Here is a 24,428-nt window from a genome sequence, read left to right as displayed (position 1 = left end):
GCACGGACACTCCGCCCCGAACCGGTCGGAGAAGTGAACGAACGTTATCTCCAGCATCCCGCAACCCGCAGTTTCACGGTGCGCAGGGAGGGGGAAATCACACAGTGGGACACGTTCACCGCGCAGCGTTCCCGGGCTCCGAGGCTTGCACACCGCGTGCCCGTGCGACTCACTGGCATCGGTGGGAACATGCGCATAAGGGATTCGCACCGACGCCGCCGCACCAGCGCGCCCCCTCCACCTCCACACACCGCACGCGCGCACCGTCGACCGCTTTCGTAGCGACATCCCATGAGGGCACACGGGGGACAAGGCTGTCCTGCCGCGTGCCGACAGGAGGTCGGCCATGAAGGTCACCGAGGCAGCTCTTCCCTTCCTGCCGCTCTGCCGGCGCCTGATGCCGACCCGGCTGACGGATTTCTCCCTGGCCCTGCTGAAGGCGACCGCTCTGGAGCTGGCGATCCTGGCGGGCCACCTCCTGCTTTATCCCGCCGGGATCATCCAGGAGCGGCGGGGCCCGGACCGTGTCGCGCTGCCCGCTCCGGAGGGCACGGCACAGCTGCCGACGGAGGCCAAGCCCCCGGTCGTACTGCTGCACGGCTTCATCGACAACCGCTCGGTCTTCGTCCTGTTGCGCCGCAGCCTGGCGCAGCACGGCCGACAGCAGATCGAGTCGCTCAACTACTCGCCTCTGACCTGCGACATCCGCATCGCGGCGGAACTGCTCGGCCGGCACATAGAGCAGGTGTGCGAGCGCACGGGCAGCCGCCGGGTGGACGTGGTCGGGCACAGCCTCGGCGGGCTGATCGCGCGGTACTACGTACAGCGACTGGGCGGTGACAGCCGCGTGCGGACACTGGTCACGCTCGGCACCCCGCATTCCGGCACGCGCGTCGCCCCGCTGGCCAACGCGCATCCCATCGTGCGCCAGATGCGCCCCGGCTCGCCGGTGATCGAGGAGCTCGCCCAGCCGGCGCCCGGCTGCCGTACGCACTTCGTCGCCTTCTGGAGCGACCTCGACCACATCATGGACCCGCTGGAGGCGGCGTGCGTCGCGCACCCGGACCTGACCACGGTGAACGTCCGGGTGAGTGGTGTCGGCCATCTCGCCCTGCCCGTGCACCCGGCGGTGGCGACCGGAATCCGGCAGGCGCTGGACACGGCACACCCCGGAGAACCGTCCACCGGCCGGGCGAACGGACTGACGGTGGCGTGAGGGAGGCAGGACACGACACGCCCGGCAACCACTCCCGTGACCACCGCGCCACCGGGCGTCCACATCCGAACAACAACGGTCCGACACGGCCGACTTACGGCCGCTGAACCACCCAATATCTCGAACAGGTTTCGAACAAAGAGCCAAGACCGCGCCCGCCCTCCGCCAAAACACGACCGAATGCCCGTTTCCTGCGCGAGCGAAACCTCAGGAAGATTGTCGCGCCCGCGTACCGCCGGGTACAGTCGCCGCACTGCTCTGGCAGCCCCTGTTGTCGAGGCGAAAGAGAAGTTGGTGAACGACCGTCACCCGTCGGGGACCATGGCCCCGGCTCCGGCTTCCGATGCCGACCCGGCGCCCTACGCGTCGTACGGCACCCAGGAAGCCCAGTACGGCGATTTCACCACCTACGGTGGCTACGACGCCACCGGTTTCGCCGCCACGCACTACGGCACCGGCGCCCACACCACCGGGAGCTTCGCCACCGACCCCCTCTTCGGTGACCTCCCGGGCAGCGGCCACGACACAGGCGCGTACGACACCGGACACTGGCCCACGAGCGGCCAGGACACCGGGCAGTACGACATGTACGCGGCCCAGCAGCCCACTTCGTATGACACCGGCGGCTGCGACACGACCGCCTGGACCACCGGCGCCCAGCCGATGACGGTGATCCCGCCGCAGGCCGGCTCCCCCGAGACGAGCGGCCAGTGGGACGCCGGTGCGTGGCTCCAGCCCGACCGGGCCGAGAGCACCGCCGACGGGACCCAGCAGTGGGACTGGGGCACGCAGACCTTCGACAGCGGCGTGTACGACGCCACGCAGTGGAACTCCGACGGCGGCGACACGGCCTCCAGGGCCCCCGCGTCCGAGACCTACGAACCACAGGCCGAGTCCTACGCGCAGGAGACGTACGCGCAGGACCCGTACGACGCTCCCGCCGCCGGCGAGCCGGCCCACGGCGACCCGGTCGACACCGGTGAACTGCCCGCCGTGTCCCTGCTCGACGAGCAGGAGGAGGCCCTCCCCGTCCCGCCCCCGCGTGCGGCCTCACGTTCCGGTTCCCGCTCCCGTCGCCGTACGCCTGCCAAGCGCTCCGCGTTGCTCACGGTGGCCGTTCCCTCGGCATGTGTGATGGGTGTCGCCGGTATCGCCGCCGCCTCGGTCGGCGATCTGACCGAGGACAGCGGCCAGGACACGACGACGACCGCGGCCGACGCCCAGCCGGTGAAGCCGTCCGCCGCCAACGTCAAGCTGGACACCCAGCTGGAGAGCCTCGCCGCCGGCGCCGACGACTTCGCCGACCGGGCCAGCCGCACCCAGGAGCGCATCGACCTCAAGGCGCAGCAGGAGGCCGACCGCAGGCGGGCGGCGGAGGAGGCGGCCCGCAAGGAGCGGTTGCGTCCCAAGTTCTCGCTCCCGGTCGCGCAGCACGGCCTCAGCGCCTACTACGGCCAGTCCGGCATCAACTGGATGTCCGTCCACACCGGCATCGACTTCCCCGTCTCGTACGGCACCCCGGTACTGGCCGCGACCGACGGCACGGTGCGTACGCAGTACAACTCCGCGTACGGCAACATGATGATCGTGACGGCGAAGGACGGCACCGAGACGTGGTACTGCCACCTCTCCAGCTACCAGCTTCCGTCCGGTACGACCGTGAAGGCCGGCGACCAGATCGCGTTCTCCGGGAACTCGGGCAACTCGACCGGCCCGCACCTGCACTTCGAGGTGCGCCCCGGCGGCGGCTCGGCGATCGACCCGCTCGCCTGGCTGCGCAGTCACGGCCTCGAGCCGTCGTAGGTCAGGGACCGGCCCGGCAGCAGCGCGGCCACAAGCCCGCAAGCGTCCGCGAGCCCGCACCCGGCTCGCGGACCGCAACGCGCGGCTAGAGCTTCTCCACCGGCGCGTACCGCAGCAGGAGCCGCTTGGGCTTGGTGTCACCGAAGTCGATCGTCGCCTCCGCGTTCGCCCCCGTGCCCTTCACCGCGACCACGGTGCCGAGGCCGAACTGGTCGTGCGTGACCCGGTCCCCGACCGCGACCGACACCACGGGCTTCTCCGCGGTCCGCCGGGTGGCGAAGCCGGAGGCGCCCGACGCCGTCGAGCGCGAACGGGACGACGACAGCGAGGCCGCCACTCCCGACGCGGGACCGGACGACACGGGCGCGCTCGCCCCCGTCCGCTTCCACTCCAGGTGGGCGGCCGGGATCTCCTCCAGGAAGCGGGAGGGCGGGTTGTACGACGGCTGACCCCACGCGCTGCGCAGCGTCGACCGGGTGAGGTACAACCGCTCCCGCGCGCGCGTGATGCCGACGTACGCCAGGCGCCGCTCCTCCTCCAGCTCCTTGGCCTGGCCGAGGGCGCGCATGTGCGGGAAGACGCCGTCCTCCATGCCGGTCAGGAAGACGACCGGGAACTCCAGGCCCTTGGCGGTGTGCAGGGTCATCAGGGTGATGACGCCGGAGCCGTCCTCGTCCTCGTCGGGGATCTGGTCGGAGTCGGCGACCAGCGCGACCCGCTCCAGGAAGTCGGACAGCGCGACCGACTCCCCCTCACCGCGCTCCTGCTCGAACTCCAGGGCGACAGCGGCGAGTTCCTGAAGGTTCTCGATCCGCGTCTCGTCCTGCGGGTCGGTGGACGCCTGCAACTCCGCGAGGTACCCGGTCCGTTCGAGGATCGCCTCCAGCACCGTGGCCGGGCCCGCCCCGGACTCGACGACCGTACGGAGGTCCTCCATCAGCGTGTTGAACCGCTTCACCGCGTTCGACGAGCGGGCTGCCATGCCGTAGGCCTCGTCGACGCGCTTCAGCGCCTGCGGGAAGCTGATCCTCTCGCGCTGGGCGAGGGCGTCGATCATGGCCTCCGCGCGGTCACCGATGCCGCGCTTGGGGACGTTGAGGATGCGGCGCAGCGGTACCGAGTCCTCGGGGTTGGCGAGCACCCGCAGATAGGCCAGGACGTCCCGGACCTCCTTGCGCTCGTAGAAGCGGACGCCGCCGACGACCTTGTAGGGCAGGCCGACGCGGATGAAGATCTCCTCGAAGACACGGGACTGGGCGTTGGTGCGGTAGAAGACGGCGACATCGCCCGCCTTGGCCTCGCCCGCGTCCGTGAGGCGGTCTATCTCGTCGGCGACGAACTGCGCCTCGTCGTGTTCGGTGTCCGCGACGTACCCGGTGATCCCCGCGCCCGAGCCGGCGTTGGTCCACAGGTTCTTGGGGCGGCGCGACTCGTTGCGCTCGATGACGGCGTTGGCCGCGCTCAGGATGGTCTGCGTGGAGCGGTAGTTCTGCTCCAGCAGGATCGTGGTCGCGTCCGGGTAGTCCTCCTCGAACTGGAGGATGTTGCGGATGGTCGCGCCGCGGAAGGCGTAGATCGACTGGTCGGCGTCACCCACCACGCACAGCTCGGCCGGCGGGATCTCGGCCTCCGGCGGCACGTCGACAGGATGCTCGGCGGTGCCGACGAGTTCTCTGACCAGGGCGTACTGGGCGTGGTTGGTGTCCTGGTACTCGTCGACCAGGACGTGCCGGAAGCGGCGGCGGTAGTGCTCGGCGACGTCCGGGAAGGCGCGGAGCAGATGGACCGTCGTCATGATCAGGTCGTCGAAGTCCAGCGCGTTGGCCTCACGCAGCCGGGACTGGTAGAGCGCGTAGGCCTGGGCGAGGGTCTTCTCGAAGCCGTCACCGGCCTGCGCGGCGAAGTCCTCCTCGTCGATCAGCTCGTTCTTCAGGTTGCTGATCTTGGCGCTGAAGGACTTCGGCGGGAAGCGCTTGGGGTCGAGGTCCAGGTCGCGGCAGACCAGGGCCATCAGACGCTTGGAGTCGGCGGCGTCGTAGATCGAGAACGACGACGTGAAGCCGAGCTTCTTGCTCTCGCGGCGCAGGATGCGCACGCACGCGCTGTGGAACGTCATGACCCACATGGCGCCCGCCCGGGGGCCGACGAGCTGCTCGACGCGCTCCCTCATCTCGCCCGCGGCCTTGTTGGTGAAGGTGATCGCGAGGATCTGGCCCGGGTGGACGTGCCGCTCGGCCAGCAGATGGGCGATGCGGTGGGTGAGCACGCGGGTCTTGCCGGAACCGGCGCCGGCCACGATGAGCAGCGGGGAGCCGGAGTGCGCGACGGCGGCGCGCTGGTTGTCGTTCAGCCCCTCCAGCAGTGCGGCGGCGTCCATCACCGGGCGCGGCGCCCCGTCGCGGTAGTAGGCGTCCCTGTCCGGCGGCACGTCGAACTTCCCGCCGAACAGATCGTCCGGAACGGTCTCCGGAGCATGATCGTCCTCGGGTGGTGGCGGGGGTTCGTCCGCGGGGCCCCGCCGGGCCTGGAGGTCCGCCAGGAAGCTGTCGTCAAAGAGGCTGCTCATCGCTCTCCGAGTCTAGGGTGCCCCACCGACAACCCGTGCCCGCCCCGGAACATCCCCCGGTTTTCGTGCGGCCACGGCGCCCGTCCCCGGTCACCGCACGGACGCGCACCCTCGAGGACCGTTGCCTCACCCTGAGTCACCCACCACGCGAGGTCACAAAAATGTATCGGGCATATCACCCATCAACCTTCACAGGTGCCACACCAGTTGGCTACGGTGCGGGCAGGCCGCTCGTCCCCCGCCGGCGAACCTCGCCGGACCGTGCGGCCTCCGCCGAGTCCGTCACTGCCGCCGTGGCAGCCGGAGCCGGGGACCCACCGAGACCTTGGGGTGAATCGGCCCACTCCCTCGCGGAGCGGCCGTAGGGCAACCCTTCCGAAGCACCGCCCGAACCCGACAGCTAACCCGGTAGGCGGAGCATGTGGAAGGAGTCGCCTCCCTTGGCGTCGCACCGCAAGTCGCGCACCCCCGGCACCCGCGTGGCAGGCATACGAACCCCGGCCCTCGCCACGGCCGCCCTGACCTCCGTGGCCCTGCTCTCCCAGACGGCGGGCGCCGTCCCCACGGACGACGACAAGCCGAGTCTGGAGGAGGTCGAGAAGAAGGTCGACGACCTCTACCGCCAGGCGGAGTCGGCCACCGAGAAGTACAACGCGGCCAAGGAGAAGACGACCAAGCAGCGCAAGCGCGTCGACACCCTCCTCGACGACGTGGCCAAGCGCACCCAGAAGCTCAACGACGCACGTGAGGAACTGGGTTCCTTCGCCGCCGCCCAGTACCGGACCGGCGCGGGCATCCCCGACACCGCGACCTTCCTGCTCGCGGACACCCCGCAGGACGTCTTCGACCAGCGCCAGGTGATGGACCGGGTGACCGGCCGCCAGAAGGAAGCGGTCGACGACTACGTCACCCAGCAGTCCGAGACGATGAAGAAGCGCAAGGAGGCCACGGAGAGCCTCCGGACGCTCACCGAGTCGCAGGGCGACCTGAAGACGGCCAAGGCCACCGTCCAGAAGAAGCTCACCGACGCGCGTGAGCTGATGTCGAAGCTGACCGCCGAGGAGAAGGCACGGCTCGCGGCGATCGAGAGGAAGAAGCAGGAAGAGGCCGCCCGCCAGGCCGCCGAGCTCGCACAGCAGCAGGCGGAGCAGCGGAAGGCCCAGGAAGAGGCCGCCGCTCAACAGGAGAGCGGCAGCACAGACGCCTCAGGGTCCGCAGGCTCGACCACCCCGCCGTCGACGTCGACATCGACGGACTCCTCGTACGCCACCAAGGCCGAGAAGGCCCTGGCCTTCGCCCGCGCACAGATCGGCAAGCCGTACGTCTGGGGGGCCACCGGCCCCGGCTCCTACGACTGCTCCGGCCTCACCCAGGCCGCCTGGAAGGCCGCCGGCGTCACCATCCCGCGCACCACCTACGACCAGGTCAACGCGGGCACGACCGTCTCCGTCTCCCAGGCACAGCCCGGTGACCTGGTCTTCTTCTACGACGACATCACCCATGTGGGCCTCTACATCGGCAACGGCATGATGATCCACGCGCCGAAGCCCGGCACATACGTCCGCGAGGAGTCGATCTTCTACGACGGCGAGTCGTCGATCCACAGCGTGGTGCGCCCCGCCTGAGCCGCTCGAGGGCCGGGCCGGCAGGTTCGGTCGGCATCGGAACGTGCCCGGCCCCCCTTCCCGCCCGGCACCGGGCAACCGTGTCCCCCGGACATGACGGCGGCGGCGACGCTGTCCGCGTCCACCGCCGTCGGCATCCCGGGGCTCGAGGCCCGGGGCGTGTTCCGTTGTGCGGGTACGGTCACCGGACGGCGGGGGCGGTCGCCTCCGCCGGCGCGGCAGGGGATCAGGTCCAGAGCACCGCGATGAAGATGTTCGTCACGGTCAGCAGGCCGACCAGACCGAACAGCCCCTTGTCCACCTTCTCGTCGTCGCGCTTCACATAGACCAGGCCGAGGATGACGATCAGCAGCGCCAGCTTCACACCGATCTTGATGTTGTCGACGGAATAGTCCTGCGCCTGGTTGAGGCCGACCAGGATGACGCCGGTGACCAGCATCGTCAGGGCGCCGTGCAGCATCGCGGGGCTGAAGCGCGCGGTGCCCTCGCCCATCGCCTTCATCTGGGTGAGGAAGCCACCGAGCAGTGACGCGATGCCGATGATGTGCAGACCGACGAAGAGGTGGATGAGTACGTCCATGAGGCCGGAGCCTAACCACACCCTCCCCATAGCACTCCGGCGCCCTCACCCTGCCGCCCTTCACCACATCGGTCATCACCCAGAGTGAAGAAGGTGAAGCCAGAACGGAATTCTGGTCACGTACGGTCACTCGACGGTCCGCTCGCGTCACTTCCGCACAACCCGTTACCCGTGCCGTGCGGTGGGGCCTAGCGTCCTCCACCAGGTGACCGGCTCTCCATCGCCGCCCGGGCCAGGGGTGGCAGCCGGACACCACCGCCGAAAGGTCCGGCGGCGGAGGGCTCCCCTGTGCACCCCGCCGCCGGACCGCCGAACGGCAGTCCGTTCGGGGCGGTCGTCGGAAAGGACGGACATCCAGGTGGCAGCGCACCGCACATCCCGGAAGCGCTCGGCGGGCGGTCACACGGCCCGCACGGCAGCCACCATCGCCCTCGCCGGCGCGGCCGCCGCAACCGGCTTCGACGGGCCGGCGCTCGCCAAGCCCCGGTCGACACCGGAGCAGGTCAGAGCCGACGTCGCGGGGCTCTACCAGGAGGCGGAGGCCGCCACCGAGAAGTACAACGGCGCGAAGGAGAAGGCGGAGTCGGCCCAGCGGCGGCTGCACGATCTGCACGATGAGACGGCCCGCAGGAAGGACCGGCTCAACGACGCACGGGACGCCCTGGGTTCGGTCGCGGCGGCACAGTACCGGGGCGGTGGCCTGGACCCCGCCCTGCAACTCGTCCTGTCCGGGGACCCGGACGGCTATCTGGACGGCACCGCCCTCACGGAACGCGTGGGCAGCCGCCAGAGGGCGGAGGTCGGGCGCGTACGCAAACAACTCCGCGAGATCGAGCAGTTGCGCGGGGCGGCCCGTGTCGAGGCGGAGTCGCTGACGTCCCGCCGGGCCGAGATGAAGCGGCACAAGAGGACGATCACCGGCAAACTGACCGCTGCCCGCCGGCTGCTGTCCCGCCTGGCACCCGAGCAGCGCGACGTGGGCACCGGCCGCGCCTCACACTCCTCGCCGAGCCCTCGGGACGGACTGCCGGCCTCCGGCCCGGCGATCTCCGGGGCCCCCGGCGCCCGCGCGGCGGAGGCCGTCGCCTACGCCTACGAGAAGATCGGCAGCCCTTACGTCTGGGGCGCGACCGGTCCGAACGCCTTCGACTGCTCGGGCCTCGTCCAGGCCGCGTACCGCTCCGCCGGTGTCTCCCTGCCCCGCACGACCTACGCCCAGATCAACGCCGGCCGCCGCGTCGCCCGCTCCGAGCTGCTCCCCGGCGACCTGGTCTTCTTCTACTCGGGCATCAGCCATGTCGGCATCTACGTCGGCAACGGCCGCATGATCCACGCCCCGAACCCCTCGGCCCCGGTCCGCGTGGCTCCCCTCGACGAGATGCCCTTCGCGGGGGCGACGCGGGTGGGCTGAGCGTCCCGCGCGGGGCCCCGGCTCACACCAGCCGCCGTGCCGTCGCCCAGCGGGTCAGTTCGTGGCGGTTGGAGAGCTGGAGTTTGCGCAGGACCGCCGAGACGTGGGACTCGACCGTCTTCACGGAGATGAACAGCTGCTTGGCGATCTCCTTGTACGCGTACCCCCGGGCGATCAGCCGCAGTACCTCCCGCTCCCGCTGGGTGAGGCGGTCCATGTCCTCATCGGCCGGCGGGGCGTCGGTCGAGGCGAAGGCGTCCAGGACGAAGCCCGCCAGCCGCGGCGAGAAGACCGCGTCGCCCTCCTGTACCCGGAAGATCGAGTCGACCAGGTCGGTCCCGGTGATCGTCTTGGTGACGTATCCGCGGGCGCCGCCCCGGATCACCCCGATCACGTCCTCCGCCGCGTCCGACACGGACAGGGCGAGGAATCGGACCGGCTGCTCGCTGTCGCCCATCAACGGGGCGCAACGGCGCAGCACTTCGACTCCGCCGCCACCGGGCAGGTGCACATCCAGCAGGACCACCTCGGGCCGGGTCGCGGTGATGACCGTGACCGCCTGGTCGACGTCGGCGGCCTCGCCGACCACCTCGACACCCGTCTGCGCGGTCTGCCCGATCTCGGCCTGAACCCCCGTACGGAACATGCGGTGGTCGTCGACGAGGACGACACGCACGTGACGCCCGGCGGTGCTCCCGGCCGGTTCCGCGGACTCGGGCCCCTGCCCCGCTCCCGTCGCTGCGTTGGCCTCGGTCGGCTCGCTCATGACGTCGTCTCCACCCTCTCCATCTCCAGCTCGACCTCCGTGCCGCCGTCCGGCACCGCGCGCAGCCGCGCCGTGCCGCCGTTGCGCTCCATGCGGCCGATGATCGATTCTCTGACGCCCATGCGGTCGGCGGGTATCGAGTCCAGGTCGAAGCCGGGACCGCGGTCGCGGACGGACACGAAGACCTTCTTCCCCTCGACTTCGGCGTAGACCTGCACCGCGCCTCCCTCGCCACCGTACTTGGCGGCGTTGACCATTGCTTCCCGCGCGGCCTGCATCTGTGCCCCGACTCCCTCGTCGAGCGGGCAGTCTCCGACGACGACGACCTCGAGGGGGACACCGTGCTTGTCCTCGACCTCGGCGGCATTGCGCTTCACGGCCTCGGCGAGGGTGGTGGGTTCTTCGTCCTCGTCCTTGCCGTTGCCCTCCGGCTTGTAGAGCCAGGCGCGCAGGTCGCGCTCCTGGGCACGGGCCAGGCGGCGCACCTCGCCCGCGTTGCCCGCGTTGCGCTGGATCAGGGTGAGGGTGTGCAGCACCGAGTCGTGGACATGGGCGGCGACCTCCGCCCGCTCCTGCGCGCGGATGCGCATCAGGCGCTCCTCGGAGAGGTCCTGCGTCATGCGCACGAGGTAGGGCCCGGCGAGGAGCGTTATGCCCACCAGGACCGCGAGGGCCGCCTGGAGCACCGAGCCGAGGTGGCTGCCGGAACCCCGCAGGACGAAGATGCCCGAGGCGCCGGCCGTCACCAGCAGCACACCGGCCACGGCCCGCAGCAGCGTGACCGTGCGCCGACGCCGGCCGACCTCCATCCAGCGGGCCCGGCGCGCGTTGTCCGCCTGCCGCCAGACCAGGGCGACGCCCGCACCGACCAGCACGGTCGGCCAGAGGTACGCCTTGGCCCCGTTGGCCAGGTTCACATTGCCCACGAAGATCATGGCCACGACGACCATGAGGAGCAGGGCGACGATCTGCCCCTTGTCCGGTTTCCGGGTGACGAGTCTGCGCCGGCCGTCCGACGAGGTCTCCGCCGTCACCAGCGAGGGCGGCCGCTGGGCGTCCACACCGCCGACGCCCAGCGGTACGAAGAACCAGAACGCGGCGTACAGCAGCGCGCCGAGACCGTCGGCCATGAACAGACCGACGAAGACGAGACGTACCCAGATCACGGGCAGCCCGAGGTGTCCGGCGAGCCCCCGCGCCACACCACCGAGCCAGCGTCCGTCACTGCTGCGGTAGAGCTTGCGCGGCGGCCGCGGCTCGGCGAGTGGCGCTGCGGCGGCTTCCGACATGCCAACGATGGTCACACGCCCGGGATGGCGGAGCATCAGGGTCGGCCCCGGAGACTCCCCTGATCTCCGCGCTCCGGGCCCCTCGAACACTCCCCGGGTCCCGATCAGGGACCGATATCAGGGTCCGGCCAGGGTCGTTCCGACTCCCGCCACGACGGCTCGCCCGTCACCATGGACCCATGACCGATCACCAGCACGCCGCGACGGGTCCGGGGCCCGGCTCCGGCCCGCGCCCCTCCGTGGGGTCCGGGCCACAGGACGCCGCACCCGCCGCGGACCCGCCGCGCGCGCACGAGCGCGGGGGCACGACCGAGGGGGGAGGAGCGACCGCCGCGCCGCCCGGCAGGACCGGCCCCGCGGACCCGGACCACCACTTCCGGCGGAACCGCCGGCACCGGATGCTCGGCGGGGTCTGCGCGGGACTCGGCCGGCAGTGCGACATGGACCCGGTCATCTTCCGGATCACCCTCGCGGTCCTCTCCGCCACCGGCGGCATCGGCCTCATCTTCTACGGGTTCGCCTGGCTCTTCGTCCCGTACGACGACGAGGAGGAGAACGAGATCCGCCGCCTGCTGACCGGCCGGGTAGACGGCCACACCCTGACGGCCGTGCTGTTCGCGCTGGTCGGCTGCGGCGTCTTCCTCACCATGCTGGGCAATGACGGTGTGCTGAGCTTCGCCGTCATACTGTCCCTGCTGCTCGCCGGCGCCGGGTACTGGTCGCGGCGGCGCGGCGCGCCCAGCCCCGACCACATCGCCGCCCAGGCCGTCGCCGACGCCCCGCCGGAGCCCCAGGCACCGCCGGTCCCCGCCGCCTTCCCCTCGTGGTGGCGCGACCCCATCGTCAAGGACGGCACGCATGTCGGCGGCACGGGCTATCTGTGGGGCCCCCGGGACACCCGCGACCTGGACATCACCGCCGCCATGAGCATCGGCCTCGGCACCCGCACCGGCACCCGCGACCAGGCGTACGCTCCGCCGCGCACGCCGCCGAAGCCGCGCGGCCCCCGCGGGATCGGCGGCTGGGTCTTCCTGCTCGCCCTGATCGCGGCCGGTCTCGGCACCGGTCTGACCTGGGAGGCACACCCTCTCGGCACCAGCCTGCAGACCGGTTTCGCCTGCGCGCTCGCCGTCTTCGGCGTCGGCGTCGCCGTCAGCGCGTTCCTCGGCCGTACCGGGGCGGGATCCATCATCCTGGCGGTCGTCACAGCGGGCCTGCTGGCCGGCTCGACCACCGTTCCCAAGGACATCGGCACCGACTGGGCACGCACGACCTGGGAGCCCCCCTCGGTCGCGCAGATACGCCCCTCATACGAGCTGGGCGGGGGCGAGGGGAAACTGGACCTGTCCGCGATACGCGTCCCCGCGAACGACACCGTCTCGACACGGGCCGACGTCGGTCTGGGCCGGATCCACGTGATCGTGCCCAGGGACGTGACCGTGAAGCTGAGCATCGACGTGGGCGTGGGCGACATCCGGTTGCCGGGCGACAAACAGAAGGACGTGGACGTGGCACCCGGCAAGCACAAGGAAGTGACCCTGGACCCGCCCGCGGGCACCGAGGCGGCGGGCACCCTCGACCTCGATCTCCATGTCGGTGTGGGACAGGCGGAGGTGAGCCGTGCTACGTCATGAGTTCCAGCCCGGCAGGCTGGTCGCCGGCGTCGTCCTCACCATCGCCGCGGTGGTCTACGCCGGCGACGCGGGCGGCGCCTGGGACACCCCGTGGTTCGTCATGATCCCCGTCGTCACGGGCGGCCTCAGCCTGGCCGGTGCTGTCGGCTTCCTGACCGGCCGCATACGCCGACACCGGGGCAGGGCGGACACCCCGGCCTGACGAGGAGCTACCGGTACTCCCCCGTCCGCCGCCGTCGCCGTGCGCGAAGGGCGGCGTCCATGGACAACAGCGGAGCGCCCGCCAGCACCAGCGGAGTCCAGGCCATGAGGTACGGGAGATCATTTCCGAAGTAGTAAGGATCGGAGGCCCAGCTCACGGTCAGCCACAGGCTGAGGGAGATCAGCGCACCGCCGAGGGCGGCGAGGCGGGTGAGCAGACCGAGCAGGGTGCCGATGCCGACGGCCAGCTCCCCCAGGGCGATGGCGTAGCCGAACGCGACGGGACTTTCCAGAGACATGTCGACCATGGCGGGGATGGCGGAGGAATCCCGGACGGCGCGCATCATGTCACCGATCGAACCGGTGCCGGAGTCCTGCATGAACGCGCTGTCCGTGAGCTTGTCCAGGCCGGCGTAGACGAAGGTGACGCCGAGGAAGATACGCAGGGGGAGCAGGGCGTAGCGGGTGGCGGTGTCCCGCCAGTCCCTGTCGCCTTCGAAGTGTGGGGCGCGCGTGTCCGTGCGCATACCGTGAGTCATCACTGACCGCCGCCTCTCACTGCCGTACCGGGGGCTCCCTTGAAGACCATACGTACGACAATCTGTGGCGGCTCAACCCTGAGCGCGGAGTTTTCCTCGATGAAGCGGTACAGCGGACATCCCACCCGCCGCGCCGCAGGTTCGACCGCACCGCTACTCGGTCACGTCGATCGTGTACCGGTTCGTCTCCACGCCCGCCGCGGTGACGACCTGGACGTCCACACGGCCCGGTTCGACCTCCGCCGGGACGGGCACCGTCAGCCGGGCGTCCGTGGGGTTGTCGAAGCCGCCGGTGACCGGGACCAGCGGTACGTGGACGTTCACCGCCCCCACCCGGACCACCATCCGCGACAACCGGTCCGCCCCCTGCGTACCCACCGGCACGAACCCGGCCCCCCGGATCTCGATGTCGTCCCCGGTGCGGATCGGTGCGTCCAGGTCACCCGCCTCACGCGCCCGCACCACCGAGAGGATCACCGGACGCCCGCCCTCCGCGTACTTCCCCGCGAGATACGTCCCCGCCGACACCAGCACCACCACGGCGAGCCCCCACGGCAGATCCGGCAGCTGTTCCGGCCGCCGGGCCAGCCGCACCGCGGCGAACGCCAGGGCGACGCCGCTGATCACGACGTACTGGATGTCGGCGAAACTCCCCCGCCCCGCGTCATCGGTCAACAGGTCCGCCGCCCTGGGCCGGTACGCGCGCACCTTCTGCAGCCGCTGCCCCTGCACCCGCAGCCCGACCACCCGCCGTACCAGCACCGCGATCCCGCACACCACGGCCAGCACGGTCACGACACCCGCCCCGCGGGCGAGTTCGAGCCCGTCGATCAGCGCATCGCGCTGCCGGTTCCCGGAGGCGGCCGCCAGCTGACCCACCAGAACGAGCACCGCGAACGCCAGGAACAGCACCCAGCTCGCGGCCACCGCACGGGAGGTGGAGAGCCTGTTGTCCTCACCGATCACCGGCGCCAGCGCACCACCGCGCGCCCGGTGGAACCACGACGCGGCGGTCAGCGCGCCGGCCACCACCAGCGCGGCCAGCAGCCCGGCGGTGCGCGCGGCGGTCCACCCCGCGCCGATCGCCGTGAGCGCCTGTCCCAGGAGCAGTGATACCACGCCCGCCCAGACCACGATCGCGGTCCACCGCCACAACCGCACCAGCCAGGCCTCGCCCTCGGCCCGCCCCCGCTCGGCGACGGCCTCAGCGGCCTGCGTCAACTCCTCGGACACCCACTGCCGGGAGGCGGAGGCGGAGTGCGCCACCGCGGCCGGCACCCCCTGCCCGGCCGCGAACTCGTCCCGCTTCAGCAGAAACGCGGCGACCGCGCGGCGATGCCCCTCACGCGCCCCGTGGGGACAGTCCCCGCAGGTGCAGCCGCCCTCGTGCGTGCCCGCGTCCACGCCGCCCTGCCTCGCCTCCTGCACTGCCACGCCCGAAGCCCGCCTTCCCCACCGTCAACCATCACGACACCACCAGGACACCACCACGATCACTGCCGGCGACCACCACACAAGTCCCCCGTGACGAGAGCGAATTGTGCCCTACCGCACGCCCTTCCCGTCCGGCAGGCCCGGTCCGCGCGAGTGAACTTCGAGGCGTCGCATTGACCACCCGGGCTCAGGTCAGCAGCTCCGGCTCACTCCGGGTGACCTCCTGCCACATCGGCTGGTAGTTGATCCACGCCACGAGGTCCCCGCCGAGCTGCTCCCTCGTGGCGACCGCCTGCCGGTGGTCGATGAGGACGGGCCGGCCCGCCGCCTTCGCGGTGAGCTGCACCTGGCAGGACCGTTCCATGGTCACGAACCACCAGGCCGCCGCGTCCACCGAGTCCCCGACGGTGAGCAGCCCGTGGTTGCGCAGCACCAGCGCCTTGCGGGAACCGAGCACACCCGCGATGCGCCTTCCCTCCTCGGCGTCGACGGTGACGCCGCTGTAGGCGTCGTAGAGGGCGTGGTCCTCGTAGAACGCGCAGCTCTCCTGGGTGATCGGATCCAGCAGGTCACCGAGGGCGGCGAGGGCCCGCCCGTGCACGGAGTGGCAGTGGGCGACGGCGACGACATCGGGCCGGGCCGCGTGCACCTGTGCGTGCACGGTGAACGCGGCCTGGTTGACGTGATGGCCGCCCTCGACGACCTGGCCGTCCCGGTTGGCGAGAACCAGGTCGCTCACGGTGACGTGCCGGAAGGGCATTCCGAACGGGTTGACCCAGAAGCAGTCGCTGAACTCCGGGTCCCGCGCGGTGATGTGCCCCGAGACACCGTCCTCGAAGCCGAGCCGCCCGAAGAGCCGCAGGGCGCCCGCGAGCCGTTCCTTGCGGTGCCGGCGCTCGTCCTCGACCGACTCGTGCATGGGCGGCATGGCGAAGCGCAGCTTGTCGGTGGGCAGCGGCAGGGGCGGCGTGGGCCCGTGCATGAGTCCTCCCGCGGGGGGTTTGCGTACGAACCGGAAGGTACCGGTGTGCCGCGCCGGACGACAGCTCTGTTCCGTAACGCCGGATACCCGGCACCGAACGCCGGATGCACCGAAGACATGCACCGAAGACACCCGGATACCCGGCACAGGATGTCCGGTATCCACGCCACACTCGGCCCATGAGCACAGACACGACCGCGAACTGGGCGGCCTTCACCGCGGCCGAACCCGAGCTGGCGAAGACCGTCGAGGAGCGCTTCGCCGCGTACACGCACCACGTCCTCGCGACCCTGCGCAGGGACGGCTCACCGCGTACCACCGGCCTGGAGGTCCGCTTCCTGAACGGGGAGCTCTGGTTCGGCATGATGCCGGACTCGCTCAAGGCGCTGGACCTGCGCCGCGACCCGCGCTTCGCGCTCCAGGCGAACCCGGGCGAGGGCACCGGCATGGGCGGCGGCGACGTCCGGATCAGCGGCCGGGCGGTCGAGATCGCCGGCGACGACACCGGGACCCGGGCCAGGTACGCCGAAGAGGTGGAACCGCCGGAGCCGTTCCACCTCTTCCGCACCGAAGTGACGGAGGTCGTGCGGACCTGCGTCGAGGACGAGAAGTACCTGCTCGTCCAGGTCTGGAAGCCCGGAGGGCCGGTGCGGACCCTCAGACGGACGTGACCGCCGGGACTACTCCCACTCGATGGTCCCCGGCGGCTTGGAGGTGACGTCCAGGGCGACCCGGTTGACGTCGCGCACCTCGTTGGTGATGCGGGTGGAGATCTTCGCGAGGACGTCGTACGGCAGCCGCGACCAGTCGGCGGTCATGGCGTCCTCGCTGGAGACCGGGCGCAGCACGATCGGGTGGCCGTAGGTGCGGCCGTCGCCCTGGACACCCACCGAGCGCACATCCGCCAGCAGGACGACCGGGCACTGCCAGATGTCCCGGTCCAGGCCGGCCGCGGTGAGCTCCTCACGGGCGATGGCGTCGGCCTCGCGGAGCAGGTCGAGCCGCTCCTTGGTGACCTCGCCGACGATCCGGATGCCGAGGCCGGGGCCGGGGAACGGCTGGCGATGGACGATCTCGTCCGGCAGGCCGAGCTCCTGGCCGACCATCCGGACCTCGTCCTTGAACAGCTGGCGCAGCGGCTCGATCAGCTGGAACTCGAGGTCCTCGGGGAGGCCGCCCACGTTGTGGTGGGACTTGATGTTGGCGGTCCCGGTGCCGCCGCCGGACTCCACGACGTCCGGGTAGAGCGTGCCCTGGACCAGGAACTCCACGGCCGGGCCCGCGTCCGCGATGATCTCGGCCTGGGCCTGCTCGAAGACCCGGATGAACTCCCGGCCGATGATCTTCCGCTTTTCCTCGGGGTCCGAGACGCCCTTGAGCGCGGTCAGGAACCGCTCCTCCGCGTCCACGACCTTCAGCTGCACGCCGGTCGCGGCCACGAAGTCCTTCTCGACCTGCTCGGTCTCGCCCTTGCGCATCAGTCCGTGGTCGACGTAGACGCAGGTCAGCTGGGAGCCGATGGCCTTCTGGACGAGGGCGGCGGCGACCGCGGAGTCGACTCCGCCGGACAGACCGCAGATGGCGCGCCGGTCGCCGACCAGCTCGCGGATCGCGGCGACCTGCTCCTCGATGACGCCGCCGGTGGTCCAGTCGGGGCTCAGGCCCGCGCCCCGGTACAGGAAGTGTTCCAGCACCTGCTGCCCGTGCGTGGAGTGCATCACCTCGGGGTGGTACTGGACGCCGTAGAGCTTCTTCTCGTCGTTCTCGAAGGCGGCGACCGGGACGACGTCCGTGGAGGCCGTGACGGTGAAGCCCTCGGGGGCGGCGGAGCAGGCGTCGCCGTGCGACATCCAGACGGCCTGCTCACCCGGGGTGCCCTCGAAGAGGGTGGAGGAGTTCCTGGAGACGTGCAGATCCGTACGGCCGTACTCACGGGAGCCGGTGTTGTCCACCTGGCCGCCCAGGCTCTGGGCCATGAGCTGGAAGCCGTAGCACATGCCGAAGACAGGGACGCCGGCTTCGAAGATCTCGCGGTCGAGGCGGGGAGCGCCCTCCTCGTACACGGACGAGGGGCCGCCGGAGAGGATGATCGCCGCCGGGTTCTTGGCGAGCATCTCCGTGACCGGCATGGTGCTCGGCACGATCTCGCTGTAGACCCGCGCCTCGCGGACGCGACGGGCGATGAGTTGGGCGTACTGCGCGCCGAAGTCGACGACCAGAACGGTGTCGGGCGCGTTGGCAGCGGGAGACGCTGATGACACGAGGTGCCTTCCGGCGGTGGGGCGGGGGTCTTGTGCCTCCCGATTCTACCGAGGCGGCGAAGGGTCATGTCCCGGGCCGGACGGGAACGGCACAGGGCCGCGGAACAAGGACCGCCCGGAGGTCCCGTCTCACCATGCGGCCCGTGTTGGACAGCCCCGGCCCGCCGGGCATACTTGCCCCATGCTCACGCACCCGACCTTCCTCTTTACCTATGGCACCCGGCCCGCCGGCTGCCATGGTCGTGCTGCTTGAGCAACTGACAAGCGACTTCCCAGGCGCCCCGGGCCGACAAGGTCCGGGGCGCCTGTCGTTTTCCGCCGGACCCTGCCGGCTCCGGGGCACCGCCCACCCACTCACCGAGGAGCCCCCGACATGACCGCCACCACCACGGAGCCGAGCACCACGGAGCCGGCCGAGAGGACCGGCGCCCGCACCCCCGAGGCCGCCGAACTGATCACCGGCGCCCGTGAGCGGATCGACGCGCTCGACGACCGGATCATTGGCCTCGTGCAGGAGCGGATGGCCGTGTCGGCCGTCATCCAGAAGGAACGGATCGCCTCCGGCGGCCGGCGCGTGAGCCTTTCCCGTGAGATGGAGATCCTCGCCACGTACCGCGACGCCCTGGGCAGGCCCGGCACCACGCTGGCGATGACCCTGCTGGAGCTGTGCCGGGGCAGGGTCTGAATCCGCGTTCCCCGCACGGACGTACGGGCCGCCTCTCACCCGTCCGGGCGCGTGACCGGCGCCCCGGCCGCTTCGTTGGTACCGGTGTCCGTGTCAGCCAGGGGCGGGTCCGAGAGAGAACCACGCGTGGCTCGCCGGAGCGATGAGGCGTACGGATCATGTCGTACGTCGTGGGACCTCGTTCCGGACAAGTGACCGGGCGGCCGGGGACAGTCGGCCGGTCACGGGAGAACGGCCGGCTCCGGGGACGCCCGGAGCCGGCCGTCAGACGTCCCCCGGTCCGCCTCAGACGCGGGTCACCACGCCGCACTCGTCCGCCCCGGCGGGTGTCGGTTCGCCGCTGCGGTCGTACGGATCGCGCTCCGCCCCGGTCGGTCACCATGCGCGCCCGCGCGGACGGTTCCGTGGACGCGGACGTGCGGATGTCGTACTCGCTGTCCTGGACGAATCTCTCCCGGAGGTCGTCCGGTGGGGACGAGGGTTCCGGCGAGGTCTCCGGTCTGTTGTCTTCGGACGGCTGTTCAGCCACGGCGTCTGGCCTTCCCTCAGGGACGGCTGTCGGCGGCCGAGCGTACGACAGTGATCATGACCGCCTGTCAGTGATCCACATCACATAAAAATGATGTGAAGGCCAGGACAACCATTCACCGGCCTCATTGATCAAACCACTGGAACCAAGGGCCCCACCCGCGTCTCATCAGCGGGGGCCTTCCCCGCACTCGTTCGTGCCGCGACCGCGTGGCACACCGGACTTCCTGAGGTGTTCATGAAGCTTCGCCGTGCCATGGCCGTAGCGGCCGCGACGGCCGTCATAGCGCCGGTCGCGCTGCTCGCGGCCCCGGCCGCGTACGCGACCGACCCCGCGCCGACCGCGTCCGCGAGCGAGTCCGCGGGCGGCGGCGAGACCACCAGCACGTCCCCGTCGCCGTCCACGACCGAGTCAGCGGACGCGCCGACCCCGACGGACGGGGCCAAGCCCAGCTCCTCGACGGGCGAGCCGTCCACGTCCACCTCGCCGTCCGCGACCACCTCGCCGTCGACGAGCGCCCCCGCGCCGAGCACCTCCGCGCCGGAGGAGACCCCGGACCCCGAGCCGTCCGTGTGCGAGGACACCAAGGTCGACGTCGGCATCACCGGCCTGCCCGGCAAGATCTCCGCGGGCAGCGGCTGGCACAAGTTCTCGCTGAACGTGCTGAACGACTCCGACTCCACGCTCCAGGACCTGGACTTCTTCGCCGGGGCCTCCTCCGACGCGGACGGCCTGGACCTGTTCACGAGCAAGCAGGTCCGGCTCCAGGCTTGGAACCCCGACGCCAAGGTCTGGGAGGACCTCAGCGAGGACGGCTACGCGGTGGGTTACGTCGGCTACACCGACGAGCTCGAGCCGGGCTACGAGGTCGCCATCCCAATGCGCCTCAACGTGAAGGCCTCCGCCCCGGTCGGTGCGGGCTTCTCGCTCGGCGCGACGATCTACGGCGACGCCGACGGCGAGTGCACCGGCTTCGGCGACGTGTCGTACAGGTTCCAGATCGTGTCCGCCGGCACGGACACCGACGGCACCAAGCCGCAGGAAGGCGGCAAGGCGCCCGTGACGGACAAGAAGCCCGCCTCCAACACCCCGGAGGTCACCGGCAGCCTCGCCGAGACCGGTTCGAGCTCCGCCCTGCCGATGATCGGGCTGGTCGGTGGCGCCGCCGTCGTGGCCGGTGCCGGTGCGGTGTTCGTGGTGCGCCGGCGCAAGGCCGGTGCTGAGGCGTAACACCGCCTCGCCGCGCTGTCCGCGCGGCGTCACCCAGGACAAGGGAAAAGGACCTGAGCTCGGAGGGGGGCACAGGTCCTTTTTCCTTTTCTCTTCCGGTTTCTCTTCCGTCCCGTCTTCTCTTCCGCGTTCCGTTCTTCCGATCCGCCGGCTACTTCTTCGGCGGTACCGCCGGGATGCCCAGGAACGGCAGCTTGAGCGCGCCGAACGCGTCCGCCGGGACCGCCGGGGACGCCGGCTCGACCGGCGTGAGCCGCTGGTACGGCTCACCCTGCTGCGGCCGCGGGTCGGCATCGCCCTTGTTGGGCCAGTACGACATCGCCCGCTCGGCCTGTGCCGTGATGGTCAGGGACGGGTTGACGCCCAGGTTCGCCGAGACCGCGGCCCCGTCCACGACCGAGATACCGGGGTGGCCGTAGAGGCGGTGGTACGGGTCGATCACCCCGGTGTCGCGGGAGCCGCCGATGGGACAGCCGCCCAGGAAGTGCGCGGTCAGCGGCATGCCCGTCAGCTCACCGATGTTGGAGCCGGCGAAGCCGTTGATCTCGGCCGCCAGCGCCGAGGCGCCGTCGGTGGCCGCCTTGATCTGCTTGGGGTTGGGTGCGCCGTGGCCCTGCCGGGCGGTGAGCAGCCCGCGGCCGGCCCCGGACGGCTTGAGAGACGTCGTCAGCGAGTTGTCCAGCGACTGCATCACCAGCCCGATGATGGTCCGCTCCGACCAGCGCCGGTTGGACAGCGAACGCATCATCATCACGGGGTGCCTCGCCGCGTTGCCCAGCCAGCCCAGCACCCGGGCGGCACCGGATCCGCCGCCCGCGTAGGGCACCTGGAGGATGGACAGCCCGCCCATCGAGTTGGAGCCCCTGCCGTAACGGACCGGCTCGATGTGGGTGTTCTCGTCGGGGTGGATCGAGGACGTGATGGCCACACCGCGGGTGAAGTCGGCCTTCGGCTCGCCGGTGACCTTGCGGTAGCGGCGGTTGTCGGTCTGCGCGCCGACGAGAGCCTCGGAGTTGGTACGGGTCAGCTCGCCCAGCCTGTGCGAGACGTGCGGCAGCTGACCGCCGTCCCGCATCCGGTGCAGCAGCGTCTGGGTGCCGTAGGTGCCGGCGGCCAGGACCACCCGGCGGGCGCGGAAGGTACGGCCCTTTCCCTTGCGGCGGTTGTCCGTCGGGAGCGTGGCGACCGCGTACCCGCCGCGGGAGTCCTCCGTCACCGACACCGCCGTGGTCATGGGGTGGACGACCGCGCCCGCCTTCTCGGCGAGGTGGAGGTAGTTCTCGTTGAGGGTGTTCTTCGCGCCGTGCCGGCAGCCGGTCATGCACTCGCCGCACTCGGCACAGGCCCGCCGCGACGGTCCCGCCCCGCCGAAGTACGGGTCGGGCACCTCCTGGCCCGGCTTGGCCTTCACCGTGCCGTCGGCGTCCTCGCCGTCGCCGAAGAAGACGCCGACGGGCGCCATGTGGAAGGTGTCGCCCACACCCATCCGCTCGGCGGCCGCCTTCAGATGCACGTCCGAGGGCGTCATCGTCGGGTTGAGCCGCACGCCGAGCATGCGCCGCGCCTGGTCGTAGTACGGCTTCAGCTCCTCCTGCCAGTCGGTGATGTGCCCCCACTGCGGGTCGTCGAAGAACGGCTTGGGCGGTACGTAGAGGGTGTTGGCGTAGTTGAGGGAGCCGCCGCCGACGCCCGCGCCGGCCAGGACCATGACGTTGCCCAGCAGATGGATGCGCTGGATGCCGTACATGCCGAGCTTCGGTGCCCAGAGGTAGTTCTTCAGGTCCCAGGAGTTCTTCGGCAGGGTTTCGCGGGTGAAGCGGCGGCCGGCTTCCAGGACGCCGACGCGGTAGCCCTTCTCCGTGAGCCTGAGCGCCGAGACGGAGCCGCCGAATCCGGAGCCCACGACGAGGACGTCGTAGTCGTAATCCTCCTGAGGCACGGGTGTCTCCTCTTTGAGTTTCGCGTGCGGGTAATCCGTGGTCTTTCGCGCGGTTCCCCGCGCCCCTGTGTCGGTCACCTGAACCGGAGTGTCTTCATGAGGCGCAGGCTGCGGCTCATGAAGGCCGCGTACTTCTCGTCGTCCATGCCCAGTGACGGGGCCATCGGCAACAGCCGCTGGTGGGCGACGGTCTGGGCCTCGGTGTACTTGAGGAGGCCCTCGGAGCCATGCCGGCGGCCCAGTCCGGAGTCCTTCATGCCGCCCATCGGCGACTGGACACTGCCGTACGCGGGCGCGTAGCCCTCGTTGATGTTCACCGTGCCGGTGCGCAGCCGGGCGGCGACCTCGCGGCCGCGCCGGGCGTCCTTCGTCCAGACGGAGGAGTTCAGGCCGTACGGGGTGGAATTGGCCACCTCGACCGCCTCGTCGTCGGACGAGAAGCGGTAGACGGAGACGACCGGGCCGAAGGTCTCCTCGGAGCAGACGCTCATGGGTGCTTCGACCTCGTCGAGGATGGTCGGCTCGTAGAAGAAGGGGCCGATGTCCGGGCGGGCCGTGCCGCCCGCGAGCACCTTGGCACCCTTGGCGACGGCATCGTCCACGTGCCGGGTGACGGCGTCCAGCTGGCGCTGCCCGACCAGTGAGCCCATGTCGGCGCCGTAGGCGAGCGACGTGCCGAGGCGGATGGCCTTGGTGCGGGCGGCGAAGCGCTCCAGGAAGGCGTCGGCGACCGAATCGTGGACGTACAGCCGCTCTATGGAGATGCACAGCTGGCCCGCGCTGGAGAAGCAGGCGCGGACGGCGCCGGCCGCGGCCTTGTCGAGGTCGGCGTCCTCCAGCACCAGCATGGCGTTCTTGCCGCCGAGTTCGAGGGAGACGCCGACGAGACGGGCGGCAGCGCCCTGGGCGACCTCGCGGCCGGTGCGGGTGGAGCCGGTGAAGGAGACGTAGTCGGCGTGCCGGACGACCTCAGGACCGATGACCGGGCCCTCGCCGAGGACGACCTGGAAGACGTCGGCGGGCAGTCCGGCCTCGATCAGCAGGTCACGGGCCCACAGCGCGGTGAGGCAGGTCTCCGTGTCCGGCTTCATCACGACCGCGTTGCCCGCGACGAACGCCGGGAGCGCGTCGCCGACGGAGAGTTCGAGGGGGTAGTTCCAGGGCGCTATCTGCCCCACGACACCGCGCGGGTGCCGCAGCTCGGTGACCTTGGTCAGGGTGGGCATGGCGCCGGCGTGCCGCTTGGGCCGCAGGTAGGCGGCGGCCCGGCGGCCGTAGTGGCGGGCGGCGACGGCGACGGCCTGCACTTCCTCGTGGGCGTGCAGCCGGGCCTTGCCGGTCTCCAGCTGGATCAGGTCGAGCACCTCGGCCTGGCGCTCCAGCACCAGGTCGTGGAAGCGGAGCAGAACGGCGGCGCGCTGCCGTACCGGGATCCGTGCCCAGACGGCCTGGGCGGCGCGGGCCGCCTCGAAGGCCCCGGCCACGTCCTCGGGCGTCGATTCCGGCAGATCGGCCAGCTTCTCCCCGGTGAACGGTGTGTGGTTGGCGGTCCGGCCGGAGCCGGCCACACCCTTGGTGAGCTGGGCGACCAGCTCCGGCGTGACCACGTCGGCGGCGGTGCGGGCGCCCTCCGGGGAGGGGGCGAGGGGGTTCGTGCCGGTGGTTTCCCGGGTCTGCGCGTCCGTCATGAGCCGCAGGGTATGCCGGAGCGCACCCTTTGTGTACCCGTCGGTAACAG

19 protein-coding genes and 1 riboswitch are annotated in these 24,428 nt (G+C 70.9%); of the genes, 9 read left to right on the top strand and 10 right to left on the bottom strand.

Annotation, left to right across the window (positions count from 1 at the left end; translation table 11 throughout):
* Positions 1-346: 346 nt before the first annotated feature.
* Together ACZ5C2_RS15040 and ACZ5C2_RS15035 are read left to right on the top strand one after the other, a co-directional pair.
* Positions 347-1,216 (top strand): esterase/lipase family protein, encoded by an 870-nt coding sequence (locus ACZ5C2_RS15040; protein ID WP_468790349.1) that lies wholly within the window; start codon positions 347-349, stop codon positions 1,214-1,216.
* 180 nt (positions 1,217-1,396) lie between these two features.
* Positions 1,397-3,019 carry a M23 family metallopeptidase gene (locus tag ACZ5C2_RS15035; protein ID WP_468790347.1) on the top strand — a complete coding sequence of 541 codons (1,623 nt, stop codon included), beginning with the start codon at positions 1,397-1,399 and terminating at the stop codon, positions 3,017-3,019.
* An 85-nt stretch (positions 3,020-3,104) separates the two neighbouring features.
* Here the strand turns inward: ACZ5C2_RS15035 and pcrA are convergent, their stop codons facing one another.
* Positions 3,105-5,585 carry a DNA helicase PcrA gene (pcrA, locus tag ACZ5C2_RS15030; protein WP_468790345.1) on the bottom strand — a complete coding sequence of 827 codons (2,481 nt, stop codon included), beginning with the start codon at positions 5,583-5,585 and terminating at the stop codon, positions 3,105-3,107.
* 261 nt (positions 5,586-5,846) lie between these two features.
* A riboswitch (cyclic di-AMP (ydaO/yuaA leader) is annotated at positions 5,847-6,015 on the top strand.
* Between the two features lie 10 nt (positions 6,016-6,025).
* Here pcrA and ACZ5C2_RS15025 point away from each other — a divergent pair.
* Entirely contained in the window at positions 6,026-7,210 is a 1,185-nt protein-coding gene (locus tag ACZ5C2_RS15025) for a C40 family peptidase (protein ID WP_468790343.1), read from the top strand.
* 226 nt (positions 7,211-7,436) lie between these two features.
* Here ACZ5C2_RS15025 and ACZ5C2_RS15020 read toward each other — a convergent pair whose 3' ends face one another.
* Complete coding sequence (locus ACZ5C2_RS15020; protein ID WP_468790341.1) at positions 7,437-7,790, bottom strand: hypothetical protein; 354 nt, start codon at positions 7,788-7,790, stop codon at positions 7,437-7,439.
* A gap of 358 nt (positions 7,791-8,148) precedes the next feature.
* Here ACZ5C2_RS15020 and ACZ5C2_RS15015 point away from each other — a divergent pair, with 358 nt between their 5' ends.
* Entirely contained in the window at positions 8,149-9,201 is a 1,053-nt protein-coding gene (locus ACZ5C2_RS15015) for a C40 family peptidase (protein WP_468790339.1), read from the top strand.
* A 22-nt stretch (positions 9,202-9,223) separates the two neighbouring features.
* On the opposite strand, the gene ACZ5C2_RS15010 is transcribed toward ACZ5C2_RS15015, so the two are convergent.
* Together ACZ5C2_RS15010 and ACZ5C2_RS15005 are read right to left on the bottom strand one after the other, a co-directional pair.
* Complete coding sequence (locus tag ACZ5C2_RS15010; protein ID WP_468790337.1) at positions 9,224-9,967, bottom strand: LuxR C-terminal-related transcriptional regulator; 744 nt, start codon at positions 9,965-9,967, stop codon at positions 9,224-9,226.
* Entirely contained in the window at positions 9,964-11,256 is a 1,293-nt protein-coding gene (locus ACZ5C2_RS15005; RefSeq protein ID WP_468790335.1) for an ATP-binding protein, read from the bottom strand. The genes ACZ5C2_RS15010 and ACZ5C2_RS15005 overlap by 4 nt, the downstream gene beginning before the upstream one ends.
* 179 nt (positions 11,257-11,435) lie before the next feature.
* Between ACZ5C2_RS15005 and ACZ5C2_RS15000 the strand changes: the two genes are divergently transcribed.
* A complete protein-coding gene (locus ACZ5C2_RS15000) occupies positions 11,436-12,890 on the top strand; it encodes a PspC domain-containing protein (RefSeq protein WP_468790333.1) in 1,455 nt (484 codons plus the stop codon).
* The gene (locus ACZ5C2_RS14995; RefSeq protein ID WP_468790331.1) at positions 12,877-13,092 is read left to right on the top strand and encodes a hypothetical protein; all 216 of its coding nucleotides are present in this window, start codon (positions 12,877-12,879) and stop codon (positions 13,090-13,092) included. The genes ACZ5C2_RS15000 and ACZ5C2_RS14995 overlap by 14 nt, the downstream gene beginning before the upstream one ends.
* A 7-nt stretch (positions 13,093-13,099) precedes the next feature.
* Here the strand turns inward: ACZ5C2_RS14995 and ACZ5C2_RS14990 are convergent, their stop codons facing one another.
* The 3 genes from ACZ5C2_RS14990 to ACZ5C2_RS14980 form a co-directional block, all read right to left on the bottom strand.
* Entirely contained in the window at positions 13,100-13,630 is a 531-nt protein-coding gene (locus ACZ5C2_RS14990; RefSeq protein ID WP_468790329.1) for a DoxX family membrane protein, read from the bottom strand.
* Between the two features lie 153 nt (positions 13,631-13,783).
* Positions 13,784-15,064, bottom strand: coding sequence for a hypothetical protein (locus ACZ5C2_RS14985; protein ID WP_468790328.1), 1,281 nt, complete (start codon positions 15,062-15,064; stop codon positions 13,784-13,786).
* Between the two features lie 187 nt (positions 15,065-15,251).
* Positions 15,252-16,046, bottom strand: a complete 795-nt coding sequence (locus ACZ5C2_RS14980) for a class II aldolase/adducin family protein (protein ID WP_468790326.1) — start codon at positions 16,044-16,046, stop codon at positions 15,252-15,254.
* 179 nt (positions 16,047-16,225) lie between these two features.
* Between ACZ5C2_RS14980 and ACZ5C2_RS14975 the strand changes: the two genes are divergently transcribed.
* Positions 16,226-16,717 carry a pyridoxamine 5'-phosphate oxidase family protein gene (locus tag ACZ5C2_RS14975; protein WP_468790324.1) on the top strand — a complete coding sequence of 164 codons (492 nt, stop codon included), beginning with the start codon at positions 16,226-16,228 and terminating at the stop codon, positions 16,715-16,717.
* 9 nt (positions 16,718-16,726) lie between these two features.
* Here the strand turns inward: ACZ5C2_RS14975 and guaA are convergent, their stop codons facing one another.
* Complete coding sequence (gene guaA, locus ACZ5C2_RS14970) at positions 16,727-18,307, bottom strand: glutamine-hydrolyzing GMP synthase (protein ID WP_468790322.1); 1,581 nt, start codon at positions 18,305-18,307, stop codon at positions 16,727-16,729.
* A 373-nt stretch (positions 18,308-18,680) separates the two neighbouring features.
* Here guaA and ACZ5C2_RS14965 point away from each other — a divergent pair, with 373 nt between their 5' ends.
* Complete coding sequence (locus ACZ5C2_RS14965) at positions 18,681-18,992, top strand: chorismate mutase (protein ID WP_468790320.1); 312 nt, start codon at positions 18,681-18,683, stop codon at positions 18,990-18,992.
* Between the two features lie 766 nt (positions 18,993-19,758).
* The gene (locus ACZ5C2_RS14960; protein ID WP_468790318.1) at positions 19,759-20,751 is read left to right on the top strand and encodes an LAETG motif-containing sortase-dependent surface protein; all 993 of its coding nucleotides are present in this window, start codon (positions 19,759-19,761) and stop codon (positions 20,749-20,751) included.
* Positions 20,752-20,902: 151 nt separating this feature from the next.
* On the opposite strand, the gene ACZ5C2_RS14955 is transcribed toward ACZ5C2_RS14960, so the two are convergent.
* Both ACZ5C2_RS14955 and ACZ5C2_RS14950 read right to left on the bottom strand, forming a co-directional pair.
* On the bottom strand, positions 20,903-22,690 hold the full coding sequence (locus ACZ5C2_RS14955; RefSeq protein WP_468790316.1) for a GMC family oxidoreductase N-terminal domain-containing protein: 1,788 nt from the start codon (positions 22,688-22,690) through the stop codon (positions 20,903-20,905).
* Positions 22,691-22,764: 74 nt separating this feature from the next.
* The gene (locus tag ACZ5C2_RS14950; protein ID WP_468790314.1) at positions 22,765-24,378 is read right to left on the bottom strand and encodes a succinic semialdehyde dehydrogenase; all 1,614 of its coding nucleotides are present in this window, start codon (positions 24,376-24,378) and stop codon (positions 22,765-22,767) included.
* Positions 24,379-24,428: the final 50 nt, after the last annotated feature.

Source organism: Streptomyces sp. NPDC031365 (genome assembly GCF_055569765.1).
This window is presented reverse-complemented; position numbering and strand designations above follow the sequence as displayed.